This window comes from Streptomyces sp. NPDC051909 (genome assembly GCF_040681095.1).
Taxonomy (GTDB): Bacteria; Actinomycetota; Actinomycetes; order Streptomycetales; family Streptomycetaceae; genus Streptomyces.
The window spans coordinates 140,201-154,233 of sequence record NZ_JBFAYA010000008.1 but is presented as its reverse complement, the minus strand read 5'-3'; the positions used below and the strand labels follow the sequence as shown (position 1 = coordinate 154,233).

Annotated in this window: 10 protein-coding genes; 4 read left to right on the top strand and 6 right to left on the bottom strand. The window is 72.3% G+C overall.

The window, feature by feature from the left end; translation table 11 throughout:
* Nucleotides 1-69: 69 nt before the first annotated feature.
* The 4 genes from AB0M18_RS15310 to AB0M18_RS15295 all read right to left on the bottom strand — a co-directional run bounded on the left by AB0M18_RS15310 (nucleotide 70) and on the right by AB0M18_RS15295 (nucleotide 5,525).
* Nucleotides 70-1,527, bottom strand: coding sequence for an NAD(P)/FAD-dependent oxidoreductase (locus AB0M18_RS15310; protein WP_365757908.1), 1,458 nt, complete (start codon nucleotides 1,525-1,527; stop codon nucleotides 70-72).
* Nucleotides 1,508-1,768: a (2Fe-2S)-binding protein gene (locus AB0M18_RS15305; RefSeq protein ID WP_365758295.1), complete on the bottom strand. Its 261-nt coding sequence runs from the start codon at nucleotides 1,766-1,768 to the stop codon at nucleotides 1,508-1,510. Before AB0M18_RS15305 ends, AB0M18_RS15310 begins: the two co-directional genes overlap by 20 nt.
* A gap of 199 nt (nucleotides 1,769-1,967) precedes the next feature.
* Nucleotides 1,968-3,131, bottom strand: coding sequence for an FAD-dependent oxidoreductase (locus tag AB0M18_RS15300; protein ID WP_365757906.1), 1,164 nt, complete (start codon nucleotides 3,129-3,131; stop codon nucleotides 1,968-1,970).
* A gap of 63 nt (nucleotides 3,132-3,194) precedes the next feature.
* Complete coding sequence (locus tag AB0M18_RS15295; protein WP_365757903.1) at nucleotides 3,195-5,525, bottom strand: collagenase; 2,331 nt, start codon at nucleotides 5,523-5,525, stop codon at nucleotides 3,195-3,197.
* A gap of 203 nt (nucleotides 5,526-5,728) precedes the next feature.
* On the opposite strand from AB0M18_RS15295, the gene AB0M18_RS15290 reads away from it, so the two are divergent.
* Together AB0M18_RS15290 and AB0M18_RS15285 are read left to right on the top strand one after the other, a co-directional pair.
* The gene (locus tag AB0M18_RS15290; protein WP_365757901.1) at nucleotides 5,729-6,322 is read left to right on the top strand and encodes a TetR family transcriptional regulator; all 594 of its coding nucleotides are present in this window, start codon (nucleotides 5,729-5,731) and stop codon (nucleotides 6,320-6,322) included.
* 152 nt (nucleotides 6,323-6,474) lie between these two features.
* Entirely contained in the window at nucleotides 6,475-8,547 is a 2,073-nt protein-coding gene (locus tag AB0M18_RS15285; RefSeq protein ID WP_365757899.1) for a discoidin domain-containing protein, read from the top strand.
* A 62-nt stretch (nucleotides 8,548-8,609) separates the two neighbouring features.
* On the opposite strand, the gene AB0M18_RS15280 is transcribed toward AB0M18_RS15285, so the two are convergent.
* Entirely contained in the window at nucleotides 8,610-10,523 is a 1,914-nt protein-coding gene (locus AB0M18_RS15280) for a cellulase family glycosylhydrolase (protein ID WP_365757897.1), read from the bottom strand.
* A 34-nt stretch (nucleotides 10,524-10,557) separates the two neighbouring features.
* Nucleotides 10,558-11,883, bottom strand: a complete 1,326-nt coding sequence (locus tag AB0M18_RS15275; RefSeq protein WP_365757895.1) for a YncE family protein — start codon at nucleotides 11,881-11,883, stop codon at nucleotides 10,558-10,560.
* A gap of 269 nt (nucleotides 11,884-12,152) precedes the next feature.
* Between AB0M18_RS15275 and AB0M18_RS15270 the strand changes: the two genes are divergently transcribed.
* The gene (locus AB0M18_RS15270; RefSeq protein ID WP_365757892.1) at nucleotides 12,153-13,328 is read left to right on the top strand and encodes an ATP-binding protein; all 1,176 of its coding nucleotides are present in this window, start codon (nucleotides 12,153-12,155) and stop codon (nucleotides 13,326-13,328) included.
* On the top strand, nucleotides 13,316-14,002 hold the full coding sequence (locus AB0M18_RS15265) for a response regulator transcription factor (protein ID WP_365757890.1): 687 nt from the start codon (nucleotides 13,316-13,318) through the stop codon (nucleotides 14,000-14,002). Before AB0M18_RS15270 ends, AB0M18_RS15265 begins: the two co-directional genes overlap by 13 nt.
* The last annotated feature ends 31 nt before the right edge of the window (nucleotides 14,003-14,033 follow it).

The following is a 14,033-nucleotide window of genomic DNA, read 5'->3' as shown; positions in this document are numbered from 1 at the left end:
AGCAACTCCTTAGTAGTGTGTGACATTTTATTGGTGGGTGCGGGTCGGCCACAAGAGGGCCGGACGCGATCAATCCCCTGCGGGCAGCGGGAGCTCGGCAAGGTCGCGGAGCGGGACCGGGCAGGCGAGGGGGCGGCGGTCGGGGGTGGGTGCCGCTGGGTCGGCGGCTGCGCCTGCGTCTGCGTCTGCCCTCGCACAGAGCGCCGCGACCGCCGGGCCGCACATCCGGCCTTGGCACCAGCCCATGCCCGCGCGGGTCAGCAGTTTGACGGTCCGTGCGTCGCGGGCGCCGAGGTCCGTCAGGGCCGCGCGGACCCGGCCCGCCGGCACCTCCTCGCAGCGGCACACGTCCGTCGCGTCCGGGAGCCACTCCGGCCAGCCCGCGCCGGGGCGGTGGGCGGCGCCCATCACGTCGGCGAAGGCGCGCAGGCGGGCGCGGGCGCGGCGGAGGGCGGACGGGGCGGAGCTGCCTGCGATGGAGTGGGCCGCCAAGGTGCCCTCGACAAGGGCGAGTTGGGCTCCGCCGATGCCGCCGGTCTCCCCCGCCGACCAGATGCCCTGAACGGAGGTGCGCAGGTCCGCGTCGAGCGCGAGGGCGACCGTGCCGTCCGGGGCCGTGCGGGTGGCGCAGCCCAGGGCGGTGGCCAGGGACAGTTCGGGGACCAGGCCGTGCCCGACGGCCAGCGCGTCGCACGGGATGCGGCGTGACGTGCCCGGGACCGGGCGCCAGTCGCGGTCCAGGCGGGCGACCGTGACGGCCTCCACCCGGTCGGCACCGTGCGCCTCGACCACGGCATGGCGGGTGAGGAGGCGGGTGTGGGCCCGCAGGAGCGCCGCGCCGTGGCGGGCGCCCTCGACCAGCTTCGCGGGGTTGCGAAGGAGCGCGCCCGCGGTGGCCGCGCCGGACGCGTACCGCGTGTACGCGGCGGCCTCCACGACCGCCGGGACCCGGGCTCCGGCGCCCGCCAGCGAGCCGGCGACGGCCAGGAGCAGCGGGCCGCTGCCGGCCACGACGATCCGCCGGCCGGGGAGTACCAGGCCGCCCTTCAGCATCGCCTGCGCGCCGCCCGCTCCGACCACGCCCGGCAGGGTCCAGCCCGGGAAGGGGAGCTGGCGCTCGTACGAGCCGGTGGCCAGGAGCACGGCGTGGGCGGTGACGGGGGTCGTGGGCCGCTGGGTGGCGGGGGCCGATTCGGTGGTGCGGGTGTGGAGGGTCCAGGTGGGGGCGGATTCGGCCGCGACGGCCGCCCAGACGTGGTGGTGCGGCGCGTATGTGATCCCGCCCGCCGCCTGGTGGGCCCGGAGGCGCCGGGTGAGCGTCGCGAACGCCTGCCGGTCGTGCTGCGGGGCCGCCTGCGGGCGGGTCGCGGCGAGCTCGGGCGCGGGGTGGCGGTAGTACTGGCCGCCCGGGCGTGCGCCCGCGTCGAGCAGCGTGACGGTCAGGCCGAGGTCTGCGGCCGTGACGGCGGCGGCGAGGCCGGCCGGGCCGGCTCCGATGACGGCGAGGTCAGTGGTGGTGTTCCGCACGGCCCGTTCCCTCCTGGGTGGTGACGGTGTCGCCGGGGCGGGCCGGCACCAGGCACGCGCGCTGGTTCGGGCGCCCGTTGACGGTGACGAGGCAGTCGTAGCACTGGCCGATGCCGCAGAACACGCCACGTGGGGTGCCGTTGGTGCGGGTGGCGCGCCAGGCGAGGATGCCGGCCGACCAGAGGACGGCGGCGACGGACTGGCCCTCCTGGGCCGGGAGTTCACGGCCGTCGAAGGTCAGCGTGTGGGACACGGGGCGCTCCGGTGGGGGCAGGGGTGTGTGTGGGCGGGTGCGTGGTGGCCACTCCGGTGGCCGCATCCGGGACTGCATGATCTACGGCGCGGGCGGGTCCGGGTCGGATCGAGGTCCCGAGAACCGCGCCACAAATCACGCTTCACGTCCCGGACGCGGCCCCCTGCGCGGCCCCCACTTCCGTCCGTCATTCCGCTCCCCCGCCGTGTCCGTTGAAGTCCCGGTGTGGTGCGAAGGGTGCCATGTCGAGGGGGGGTTCCGAGCCTGTGAGGGCAGCTGCGATCAGTGCCGCCGTCGCCGGGGCCAGGCCGATGCCCGCGCCCTCGTGGCCGCACGCGTGGAACAGGCCCGGGATCCGGTCGTCGGGGCCGATGGCCGGAAGGTGGTCGGGAAGGTACGGGCGGAAGCCGTGGTACGCGCGGATGACGTCGACGTCGGCCAGGACCGGGAAGAGCGCGGCCGCTTGGGCGGCGAGGCGGCGCAGGGCCTCTGTGGAGAGTGTGCGGTCGAAGCCGACGCGCTCCCGGGTGGCGCCGATCAGGACCGGGCCCGCCGGGGTGCCCTCGACGACCGCCGAGGACTGGAGGTTCGCCGAGTCGCTGGCCACGTCGGCGACGTAGTCGGCCGCGTACACCTTGTGCCGCACGAGAGGCGGCAGCGGCTCGGTGACGAGCACGAAGCCCCGGCGTGGCAGTACGGGCAGATGCGCGCCGGCGAGCGCCGCGACCTCGCCGCCCCAGGTACCGGCCGCGTTGACCACGGCTGGCGCGCGCAGTTCGCGGCGGGGCGTGCGGACGCCGGTGACGGCGCCGGAGGGGCTACGGAGGATGGCCGTGACCTCTTCGCCCAGGTAGGTCGGAACCCGGGCCGCCTCCAGGAGTCTCGCCGCCGCCTTGGCCGGCTGGACCTGGGCGTCCTGAGGGTAGAGGAAGCCGCCTGCGCGGGAGGGGGACAGGTGGGGTTCGAGGTCGCGAAGTCGCTCAGAAGGGATCTCGTCGGCCTGTACGCCGGACTCGCGTTGGGACTCGGCGAAGGCGCGCAGCGCCTTCAGGGTGGGCTCGTCGCGCGCCACGACGAGCCCGCCCTTCGGCTCGTACTCGATGTCCGCCGGGAGTGCGTCGGACAGTTCGCGCCAGAGTCTCGTGGACAGCAGCGCGAGGTCGAGCTCGGGGCCCGCCCCCTTGTCGGAGACGAGCAGGTTGCCTTCCCCGGCACCTGTGGTGCCGCCCGCGACGGGACCGCGGTCGACGACGGCGACGGTGAGGCCGGAGCGCGCCGCGAAATAGGCGCAGGCGGCTCCGATCACGCCGGCACCGATGATCACGGCGTCCAGGGAGTGTCTCTTGGGCACGGCAGTAATATGTCACATTCTTCAGGTGGTGCCCAGGGGGTCCTGGGCACCATTGACGGCGGGTCAGCTGCGCAGCGGGCCTTCGCAGCGGAAGCTCGACGTGCCCGCGACCCGGTTGGACCAGATCTCGATCGGTCCGAAGCTGCAGTTCATGTCGGCCAGGTTGTTCAGGGACTCGCCCGCGCGGTCCAGGATGAAGTAGTCGACCGTCTCGGACATGTCCTTGAAGTTCTGGTCGTCGCTGTTCGCGTTCGCCAGGTTCGCGGTGATCCGGCCGGTGCAGACGAAGCGGCGCTTGCCGGGTTCGCCGCTCTCGACGCAGTCCGGGGTGTTGTACGTCGCGTTGGCGAAGGCGGTCTTCACTCCGACGACGGTGGAGTAGGTCAGCCGGCTGTTGGGGGTGAACGTGGTGTCGGGGACGAAGAGGTCGTCGACCTTGGCGATCTGCGCGTCGAGGAAGCGGTCGTACGCGCTCTGGAGGGCGGGGTCGGCGCTGAGGCGCTCGCGCCAGGCGTCGTAACCGGCGACGTCGTTCGCGCGGAGGCGCCCGTACATCTCGCGGAGCAGGCTCGGGTGTTCGGTCCAGAGGAACTCGAAGAAGGTGCCCGCGTAGTTGTAGAAGCGGAACCCGTCGCCGTCGTAGGTGGCGTGCAGGAGCTGGCGCACGCTCATCCGGGGGCCGCCCCGGGCGGTGTCGTTGATGATGCCGCGGACCAGGGACTTGCGGACGGCGATGCCGTCGTCGCGGGTGGCGCCGTCGAAGAACTCGGCGGTGCCCTCGTCCATGGCGGTGGTGCGGTCGCCCTGGTACCAGGGGCCCTCGCCGAAGAAGCCGGGGACGGCGAAGCGCCCGTTGAGGTAGTGGGTGTACTCGTGCCGGAAGAGCTCTTCGAGGGTGAGGGTGGAGTCCTGCGGGACGCGTCGCTGGTAGGTGTAGAAGGTCGCGCCGTTCTCGATGTAGATGCCGCCGTTGTTGGTGTCGTACCCGGTGAGGATCGGGTGGTAGTTCTCGTAGTCGGCGCGCGAGGCGTAGAGCACGATGTTCAGGGTGCTGTTGGGGTCGCCGGCGAGGGGGGTGTCGGTGCCGAGGACGCGGTGGTACTGCGCCTTGACCTGCTTGCTGGCGTAGTAGAGCTGGTCGACGGTGGCGCGGTCGAGCGCGGTGCGGACCTTGATGCCGCCGTTGTCGTAGCTGTAGGTGTAGGGGAAGAGGCGCTTCTCGATGTCGGCCTTGCAGACGTTGTAGGGCGCGCAGGCCTCGTAGAAGTTGAGCCAGGTGACGATCTTGGCCCACGGCTGGCTGCCGTAGCCGAAGCCGGACTCGACGGTGCCGAGGAGGCTGCCGAGGTCGGCGACGACGGTGGTCTGGAGGCCGGATATCTGGCCGAAGCGGCCGTACTCGGAGAGGGCGTCGCGGGCCACCCAGGCGTTGGCCGTGCCCTTGAGGTGGGTGTAGCCGGCGAAGGCCTTGAAGGTGGCGCGGTAGGCGGGGTCGGCCTTGGCCGCGGCGTGGAAGGCGGTGTCCTGGTTGCCCGGGTACACGCCGAGGTAGTTGACCGAGAGCGCGGCGAGGGCGGCGCCGGCCCAGGTGGGGTCCTGGTTGGTCGCGGGGTGCGCGCCGTCCATGGTGGCGAGGACCTTCACGATGAGGCCGAGCTGGTGCTGGCGCAGTCCGGGGGCGCTGCCGATGTAGAGGGCCTCGCGCAGGGTGGCGGCGTTGGTGGGCGTGACGTCGAAGGTGTGGGCGGCGTTGCCGTAGTCGGCGATGGCGCGGCGGACGGCGTCGACGGTCGGGGCGTCGGTGATGTCGATCTCGGTGCGGGAGAAGTCGTGGTAGGCGACCGCGTGGAGGTAGGTGAACATCTCCTGCAGGTGGGTGGAGTTGCGTCCGTCGTGGGTCGCGGCGAGGGACGAGACGCGGCGGGCGACGGCCTGGACATGGGCGTCGGACATGACCGGCGCCAGTCGGGCGTCCCACGTCCAGACGAGGTCGCGCAGACACCCGTCGGCGGTGACGGCCGGGTCGGCGAGGAAGTCGGCGAACTGCTCGGGCGAGAGTCCGGTGACGCCGTCGAGGGTGCAGGGCACGCCGGCGGCGAAGGCGGTACGGGCCTTCGCGCCCTTGGCCTTGGGTGCGGGGCCGGGGATGCGGGCCTGGGTGCCGTTGCCGCCGGGGGCGGGGGCCGGGGTGGGCTTGGCCGTACGGGGGTTGGCGAGGTGGGCGACCTCGTCGAACGGGTTCTGGCCGAACGCGGCGGGGAGCTGGGCGGACGCCGGGGCCGGGGCGGCCGGGGGTTCGGCGGCCTGGGTCGCGGACTGGCCCGCGGTGGCGAGGAGGGTCACCGCGACGGCGGTGGCGAGGAGGGAGGTACGCACGAGTCTGCGCTGGGACACCTGGGCTCCTGAGGAGGGTGTGGGGGATGGCTGCATGCACGGTGAACTCCCCTTGGTCATAGGGGAGTTGACGGCTCCATGGTTCACCGCGTGAGCAGTAAAATAGTAATGTGAAATTGCACTGACAAGGGTTGTGCACCGATCAGTTCCGGTGGACTGACGGGTGGGGCGGTTACCCTGGCGCCTCGACGCGAGGAGGCAGCATGGCGCGGATGCCGTCGGCGGAACGGCGCCGGCAGTTGGTGGAGGCGGCGGTCCGGGTCATGGCCAGGGACGGGGTGGGGCGGGCGACGACGCGGGCGATCTGTGCCGAGGCGGAGGTGTCGCTGAGCGTCTTCCACTACTGCTTCGACTCCAAGCAGGAGCTCCTGGAGGCGGCGATCGGGGCGATCACCGGGAACTACGTGGCCCGGGTGATGTCGGCGGTCGAGCCGCGGGCGACGCTGCGGGAGACGGTGCGGGGCGCGCTCGGGACGTACTGGGAGCATGTGCGGGCCCGTCCGGCCGAGCACATGCTGACGTACGAACTGACCCAGTACGCGCTGCGCGAGGAGGGGTTCGAGCATCTGGCGCGGGCGCAGTACGAGCAGTACGTGGCGTCCGCCGCGACCCTGGTGGGGCAGGTGTGCGCGGTGCTCGGGGTGACCCCGAGGGTGCCGGTGGAGCTGGTCGCGCGGGTGCTCGCGGCGACGATCGACGGGCTGACCCTGCAGTATCTGGTGCTCGGCGACGAGCAGGCGGCCGAGGCGCTGCTCGACGTGACGGCGGATCAGCTGGTGGCGCTGATCGACGGCTGAGGGCCTCTCCCGATCGTCAACAGGTCATTTGACCCGGACTATTGACTCACTGGTCGTTCGCCGCGATCCTCGGCGCGAGCCCACTGTTACCGCCAGAAACACCCCGGTGGCTCCCAGCCCGGTATCCCCCATGACCGAAGGCATCGCTGACCATGATTCGACCATCCACACGCGGGCCGGGCGGCCGGTTCGCCCTCGTGGCCCTGTTCATCGCGCTGGCCACCGTCGTCTTCGGCGCCGGCCCGGTCCCCGCCGCCGACACCGGCGGCCAGTGGTGGGATCCCACCGCCCGACCGGCGCCCGACTCGCAGACCAACGTCACGGGCGCCCCGTTCCAGGGGACGGACGCGTCCGGCAACGTGCGCGGCTTCGTCGACGCGCACAACCACCTGATGTCCAACGAGGGCTTCGGCGGCCGCATGATCTGCGGTCAGACCTTCTCCACCGCCGGGATCGCCGAGGCGCTCAAGGACTGTCCCGAGCACTACCCCGACGGCTCGGGCGCGCTCTTCGAGCACCTGACCGGCGGTGACAACGGCAAGCACGACCCGGTCGGCTGGCCCACCTTCAAGGACTGGCCCGCCAACAACTCGCTGAGCCACCAGCAGAACTACTACGCCTGGGTCGAGCGCGCCTGGCGCGGCGGTCAGCGGGTGCTGGTCAACGACCTGGTGACCAACGGGCTGATCTGCTCGCTCCTGCCGCGCGACCGCGGCTGCGACGAGATGGACGCGATCCGCCTGGAGGCCCGTAAGTCCTACGAGCTGCAGGACTACGTCGACTCCATGTACGGCGGCCCCGGCAAGGGCTGGTTCCGCATCGTCACGGACGCCGCGCAGGCCCGTTCGGTGATCGAGCAGGGCAAGCTCGCGGTCGTGCTCGGCGTGGAGACCTCGGAGCCGTTCGGCTGCAAGATGATCCTCGACGTTCCGCAGTGCAGCCAGGCCGACATCGACCGGGGTCTGGACGAGCTGTACGGGATGGGCGTGCGCAGCATGTTCCTGTGCCACAAGTTCGACAACGCGCTGTGCGGCGTGCGCTTCGACAGCGGCACCACCGGTGTCGCGGTGAACATCGGACAGTTCCTGTCGACCGGCACCTTCTGGGCGACCGAGCAGTGCGCGGGCCCGCAGCACGACAACCCGATCGGGCTCGCGGCAGCGCCCGCCGCGATGGCCGAGAAGCTGCCGGCGGGCGTGGCCGTGCCCTCGTACGCCTCGGACGCGCGGTGCAACACCCGCGGCCTCACCCGGCTCGGCGAGCACGCCCTGAAGGGCATGATGCAGCGCGGGATGATGCTGGAGCTCGACCACATGAGCGTGAAGGCCGCGGGCCGGGCGCTCGACATGCTGGAGGCCGAGGAGTACCCGGGTGTCATCTCCAGCCACAGCTGGATGGACCTGGACTGGACCGAGCGGGTCTACCGCCTCGGCGGCTTCGTCGCCGAGTACATGCACGGCGCCGAGGGCTTCATCGGCGAGGCCGCGCAGAAGGCGGACCTGCGCAGGAAGTACGGCGTCGGCCTCGGCTACGGCACCGACATGAACGGCGTCGGCGGCTGGCCTGTCGCGCTCGGCGAGGACGCCCCCAACGCGGTGAAGTACCCGTTCAAGAGCTTCGACGGCGGTGCGACCCTTGACCGGCAGGTGACGGGTGAGCGCACCTGGGACCTGAACAAGGACGGCGCCGCGCACAACGGTCTGGTCCCCGACTGGGTCGAGCAGATCCGGCTCACCCCGGGCGGCCCGGGCGTCGTCGACGAGCTGTCGAAGGGCGCGGAGTCGTATCTGCGCACCTGGAAGGCGACCGAGACGCACGAGATGGGTGTCAACCTGGCCTCGGGTCAGCCCACTTCGGCCTCCACGAGCGAGTGGTGGAACCCGTTCGTGAACTACTCCCCGGGCCGCGCCGTGGACGGCGACACCGGCTCGCGCTGGGCCAGCGAGTGGAACGACGAGCAGTGGTGGCAGGTGGACCTGGGCGAGTCGCGCCGGGTGGGCAGGGTCACCCTCGACTGGGAGGCCGCCTATGGCAGGGCCTACCGGATCGAGCTGTCGGACGACGGAAGCAGCTGGCGTCCGGTGTGGTCCACGGACGCCGGTGACGGCGGCTACGACTCGGCCGAGTTCGCCTCGCAGCAGGCCCGCTATGTGCGGGTGCACGGCGAGAGGCGGGGCACCGGCTGGGGCTATTCGCTGTACGAGGTGAAGGTCACCCGGTCCTGATCCGCTGACCGTACGCACGAAGGGGCCCGCCGGCAGGTGTCCGGCGGGCCCCTTCGTCGCGGTCAGAGGGTGCGGCAGAGCAGGGCGTCGGGCGTCTTGCCCTTGGCCCAGGCGCCGGTGAAGGCGAGGCCCGCCACGTACTCGGTGGCCGCGCACTGGCCCTTGTAGTTGCCTTCGGCGAACTCGCCGCCGGGGGCGCCCGAGGCCCCGTTCGGGCGGTTGTCGCCGCGGTCGAACCACAGGGTGCGGCCGGTCAGCGGCAGGTCGCGGCTCGCGCCGGTGCACAGCAGGGCGGAGACGGCCTGGCCCCGGACGCTGTAGCCGATCGCGAACTGGCCCCGAGGGCACTGGAGTTTGGTGTATCCGCCGGCCCAGTCCCCTTCCTGCACATACCGCTCGTCGCGGACCACGGTGACCGGCCCGGTGGGCGCGGTGAGTCCGCGCGCTCCGGAGTCGGTGCACAGTCCGCGCCCGTCGTGGTGGGACAGGCCGATCAGCCGCTGCCCGTCGGGGCAGACGCCCTTGCGGGCTCCGGAGTCCCAGTCGCCGCCGGCCCGGGTGCGCAGCGACTGGACGGCGTCGGCGTGGTCAAGGTTGAGCATGTCCCAGGTGTCGGTGGCCGGGACGGGCCCGGTGACCGTCGGGGCGGTGACCAGCCGGCGCCAGTCCGTGGCCCGCCAGTCGTCTCCGTCGAGGATGCCGGAGCGGCGCCCCTCGGAGTCGTAGTCGAGGAGCTTCCAGCGTCCGTGGCCGGTGAAGCCGACGAGCGGCCAGTAGGCGAAGTCGGTGTCGTTGGCGATCAGGTAGTCCACGAAGTTGCTGAACCAGGCACGGGCCTGCGGGTCGGTCTCGTCGGCGCCGATGCCGAACTCGCTGATCCACACGGGTGCGGTGTAGTGCCGGCCGGTGTCGGCGGTCACGAAGAAGGCCTGGCGGCGCAGAGTGGCGTACAGGTCGTCGCGGGAGAGCTCCTGGTAGCGCCAGTCGTGCGTCTCGCCCATGCCGGTGGCGCCGGTGTGGTTGGGCCCGGTGTAGCCGTAGAAGTGGGCCGAGTAGACCAGCTTGTTCGCGGCCACGAGCGTGTGGGAGAGGGTGCGGGCGGGTTCCAGGGTGGGCCGCCAGTGGAAGAAGCCGTCGGCGGGGATGCCCTGCCAGTTGATGCCCTCGACGATGACGAGGAGGTCGGGGTTGGCCTCGGTGAGGAGTCGGTCGCCGAGCCGCTGGGTGGCGGCCCACCAGTCGTGGTCGTCACCCCAGTCCCAGTTGGCGTCGTCCATGACCGTACGGCGGACCTCGTTGTAGAGGTCGGCGCCCACGACGCGCTTGTTGTCCTTGTAGCGCTTGGCGAGAAACAGCCAGTCGGCCTCCCACTGGGCGGTGGACTGGCTGGTGTTCCAGCGCTCGTTGCCGTCGAGGCCGCAGCACCAACGGGAGGTGTTGGTGTGGTTGTTGAGAACCACGGCGAAGCCCTCGGCGGTGGTCGCGGCGATGACGGCGTCGAGGACCTGGAGCGGAGTACGGCCCCGGAGCTGGGGGTTCGCGGCGACGGCGGCGTCCGCGACGGGGCGCGTGCCGTGCAGCATCTCGTTGGAGAAGGGCAGCCGGATGCTGTTGATGCCCAGGGCGTGGAAGTCGGCGAGGATCGTGGCGAGCGGTGCCCGGTCGAGGCCGAGGGGCATCTCGTCGGACTTCTCGCCCGCGTTGTGGTTGGCGGGGTCGGCGATGTCGCCGGATCCGGTCCACGAGCCCTGTGCGCCATGCCAGTTGCCCGACGTGAGCTTGAAGCGGTCGCCGTTCGCGTCGACGATGTAGCGGCCGCGGGTACTCAGTGGCGGCTGCCAGCTGTCGGCGAGGGTGGTGCCCGCGGAGACCGAGGTGGCGGTGGGGACGGGATCGGATGCGGTCGCGGAGGCGGCCGGGGTCCCGGCAGCCAGGAGGGCCGCGGCGAGCGCGGCCCCCAGGAGGGTTCTCTTCACGATGTCCTTCGGGTGAGGAGCGGAGGAGGGACGGTCAGGGGGCCGTGGGGCCCGTCCAGTCGGCGGGCACGTGGGCGAGCCGGACCCGCTGGGGGTGGTCGCCCACCTGGACGGAGGCGACCCGCTGCCCGGTGCGGAAGTCGATGGCGCTGACCCGGTCGGCGCCGCTCTCGGAGACCACGCAGGCGCTGCCGTCGCCGCTGACGGTGGCCCAGTAGGGCTTGGAGGTCTCGACCAGCGGGCCTTCCTGGAGGGTGGCCCGGTCGACGACGGTCGTGTAGTCGTCCATGGTCCCGGCGACGCACAGCTTGGCGCCGTCGGGGCTGATCGACAGGCCGTGGTGGCGGGAGTCGTTCACCCAGGTGGTGCGGTCGGGGTCGGTCGCCGGGTTGCCGGGCAGCGTCTTCAGGCGGGTGATCCGGTCGGTGGCGACGTCGTACTCGAGGAAGCCGTTGAAGAAGGAGACCTGGAAGTAGATCTTCTTCTCGTCGGGGGTGAAGACGAGCGGGCGGACGGCGTCGGAGAGGTCGCCTCGGCCGAAGGCGTCGAGGCGCTCGCGCATGTCGATCACGCGGACGGTCTTGAAGGTGTTCGCGTCCACGACGGTGATCTTCCGGTCGCCCTTGGTCCAGTCGAGCCAGGTCGCGTCGAGGGCGGTGGTGACCTCGCCGATGGACATGTTCCACAGCAGTCCGTCGGAGGTGAAGACGTTCTCGTGGGGCTTGTCGCCGGTCTTGAAGGAGCCGATCTGGCGGCCGGTGACGATGTCGAGGACGTGCACGGTGTTGGCGGTGGAGGCGGAGACCGCGACCCGGGTGCCGTCGGGCGAGACGGCCATGTGGTCGGAGCGGTAACCGGCCACCGGGAAGCGCCAGTTGATCCGGCCGGTGCGCAGGTCGACGGAGACCACGTCGGCGAAGCTGGGCCGGGAGACCACCATGGCGGAGCCGTCGGGGGTGGCGTACATGTCGTCCACGAACTGGTCGTGGCCCTCGCCCGGCCCGCTGCGCACGCCGAGGAAGAAGGCCAGCCTGATCGGGTCGAGATAGATGTCCCGCATCCGCTCCTCGCGGTCGGGGACGACGTTCACCCGCCCGATCCGGCGGAACTCGCCCCGGGACTCGATGACATCGGCGGTGCCGTCCCAGTTGTTGCCGACGAACATCACCTCGCGCAGTCCGTCGGCGGTGGTACGTGCCGGGGCGGGCGTCGCGGCGGCCGGGGAGGCCACGGCACCGGAGCCGGCGACGGCGGCGAGCAGGGCGAGCGCGGCGGCGAGGGAGCCGCCGAGGCGCCGACGGGCCCGGCCGCGCGGGGACCCGGGTCGGGGGCGGGGACGTGGCTCACGGGGAGAGGGCATGGGGGTTCCTTCTTCCGGCTCCGGACATGGGATTACCCGCGGTAAGCGGGCTGGTCCCCCCGAGGGAAGCACGGACCTGCCGCACTCAACAAGCCCTCGGCACCGGCCTGTTACCCCTGAGTACGGGGCTCCGCCACAGCTCGCGCACACCGCCTTCACACCGTCCGCAAAACGGCTGGTAGCGGACCTGTCGGCGGAGGGCCGCTCGGGCACAATGCGGGGCGACGGGGACAGTCGGGCACGGTGGTACGGGAGGCACGGTCTTGCCGGTGGGGTCCTTATCGACGGGGTGGAAGCGCGCGCTGCGCCGGCCGGAGGGAGTGGGCTCGGCGCTCCAGCGGGCCCGGTCCTTCATGATGCTCACCACCCTGCTCTATCGCGCCAGCCATCTCACCGTCGGTGTGCTCGCCGTCGCCCAGCGCCGGGACGGCCACCCCGTCCCGTACCTGGGCATCGCCGCCGCGCTCGGGCTCAGCGCCCTCACGTACGGCAGCGGGCTGCGCCGCGGCTGGTTCGACCCGCGGCACGTGCGCGCCGACGTCCTGGTCACCGGCTGCGCCCTGCCGTTCGTCCTCTACGCGTGGGGCGGGGTCCGGGAGACCCCGGCGATCGGCTGGGCGATGCTGCTCGGCGGCTCGGCGAGCGCCGTCGCCGCCATCGCCCTCCCGCGCGTCCAGGCCCTCGTCTGCCTCGCGCTGCTCGTCGCGACCCATCTCGCCGGCTACCACCTGGTCGGCGCCGGCCGCGCCGTGCTCGGCGGGCACCTCAACTCGCTGCTCTCCTCGGCCGCGATGGCCTGGGTGATGTGGTGGTATCTGCGCCGCCAGGGCCGGCTGCTCGACGAGGCCAACGCCCGCGCGCTCGCAGCCGAGACCCAGAAGGCCCGGTACGCCGAACGGCTCGACCACCACCGCGCCCTGCACGACACCGTGCTCGCCACCCTCACCACCCTCGCGGCCGGGGGCGTCGACGCCAACGCCCCCGAGGTGCGCGAGCGCTGCGCCCGCGAGGCCGCCTATCTGCGGCGGCTCGTCCAGCAGACCGCCGAGGAGGTCCACCACCCGGGCCTGGGTGCCGCCCTGGAGGAGGCCGTCAGCTCCGTGGAGAGCCTGCAACTGCGGGTCACCGCCCAGTACCACCGGCTCCCCGAGGTGCCGCCGGCCGTCGCCGGCGCCTTCGCCGACGCCGCCCGCGAGGCCCTGAACAACGTGCGCCGGCACGCCGGCACCGGACACGCCTGGCTCACCGCGACCGGCGACACCGGCGGCCCCGGGGCCGTGATCACCGTCGTCGACCGCGGCCCGGGCTTCGACCCCGACGGCCATGTGCCGGGCTTCGGGCTGCGCGGCTCGATCCACTCCCGGATGACCGAGGTCGGCGGCCGGGCCGTCGTCGACACCGCGCCGGGCGAGGGGGTACGGGTGGAGCTGCGATGGCCGGCGTGATCGGCGTGGCGGTGGTCGACGACGACCGGATGCTGCTCGACGGCATGCGGTCCTGGCTCGGCGGCGTACCCGGGCTCCGCGTCGTCGCCACTGCGGCCACCGTCGGCGAACTCCTGGCCGCCGCACCGGGACCGGACGCCGGGCCGGGACCGGACGCCGCACCGGGACCGGACGCCGGGCCGCCGGCCGACATCGTGCTGCTCGACCTGCTGCTGCGCGACGGCTCGACGCCCACCGACAACATCCGCCGGCTCGTCGCCACCGGCACCCGGGTCCTGATGATCAGCACGGTGCCGGACCGCACCCGGATCATCGAGTCCGTACGGGCAGGCGCCGACGGCTATCTGACCAAGGACAACGACCTGCCCACCCTCGTCGCCGCCGTCAAGGACATCGTGGCCGGTCACGGCTCCCACTCCCCCGAACTCGCCTTCGCCTGCGCGCACGACAGCAGCCCCACCCGGCCCAGCCTCTCGCCGCGCGAGCGGCAGATCCTGCTCGACTACGCGTCGGGGATGACCCTCAAGTCCGCCGCCCGGCGCGCCGGGATCACCGTGTACACCGCGAAGGACTACCTCGACCGGGTCAAGGCCAAATACCGCCAGGCCGGCCGCCCCGCCTACACCAAGATCGACCTGGCCCGGCGGGTCCGCGAGGACTGCCTCGACGCCTGACCGCTCCGGCCAGGACAGTCTCCACGCCGGG